The sequence below is a fragment of the Glycomyces sp. NPDC021274 genome, from assembly GCF_040641195.1.
GTDB lineage: Bacteria > Actinomycetota > Actinomycetes > Mycobacteriales > Micromonosporaceae > Glycomyces.
The window spans coordinates 1-1,117 of the sequence record NZ_JBFADC010000114.1 but is presented as its reverse complement, the minus strand read 5'-3'; the positions used below and the strand labels follow the sequence as shown (position 1 = coordinate 1,117).

The following is a 1,117-nucleotide window of genomic DNA, read 5'->3' as shown; positions in this document are numbered from 1 at the left end:
GTTACGACGTGGCGCTGGACGTCCGCTCAGCGGTCGCCGGGGGCGCGGACGCGGCCACCTTCCGCTCCCAGACGACGATCCGCTTCCGGTGCGCCGAACCCGGCGCGACGAGCTTCGCGGACCTCCTGGCGCCGTCGGTCGGCGCGGTCACCCTCAACGGCCGCGCGCTGGACCCGGCCGAGGTCTTCGACGGCACCCGGATCGCGCTGGCCGACCTGGCCGCCGAGAACACCCTCGTCGTCGACGCGCAGTGCGCCTACAGCCGCACCGGCGAGGGCCTGCACCGCTTCGTCGACCCCGAGGACGGCGAGGTCTACCTCTACACCCAGTACGAGCCCGCCGACTCCCGCCGGGTCTTCGCCAACTTCGAACAGCCCGACCTGAAGGCCCCGTTCACCTTCGAGGTCACCGCGCCCGAGGGCTGGCTGGTGCTCAGCAACGGCGCCCAGGAGGGCCCCGCCGAGGCAGGCAGGCACCGCTTCGCCACCACCCAACCGATCTCCACGTACATCACCGCCGTGGTCGCCGGGCCGTACCACTACGTCACCGACACCTACCGCCGCGCCTTCCAGGACGGCAGCAAGCTGGAGATCCCGCTCGGCGCGCTGTGCCGCAAGGGGCTGGCCCGGCACTTCGACGCGGACGACATCTTCACCGTCACCAAGCAGGGCCTGGACTTCTTCCACGACCACTTCGACTTCCCCTACCCGTTCGGGAAGTACGACCAGGCGTTCGTGCCGGAGTACAACCTCGGCGCGATGGAGAACCCCGGCTGCGTCACCTTCCGCGAGGAGTTCATCTTCCGCGGCAAGGTCACCGAGGCGTCCTACGAGCGCCGGGCCAACGTCATCCTGCACGAGCTGGCGCACATGTGGTTCGGCGACCTGGTCACCATGCACTGGTGGGACGACCTGTGGCTCAAGGAGTCCTACGCCGACTTCATGGGCAGCTTCGCGCAGGTCGGCGCGACCCGCTTCACGGACGGCTGGATCACCTTCGCCAACCGCCGCAAGTCCTGGGCGTACCGGGCCGACCAACTTCCCTCCACCCACCCGATCACCGCCGACATCGGCGACCTGGAGGACGCCAAGCTCAACTTCGACGGCATCACCTACGC

General features: G+C 69.4%; 1 protein-coding gene. It reads left to right on the top strand.

Annotated elements, in window-relative coordinates; translation table 11 throughout:
• The coding region (locus tag AB0I03_RS26980; protein WP_360417458.1) for a M1 family aminopeptidase at positions 1-1,117 on the top strand (1,117 nt) is incomplete at both ends.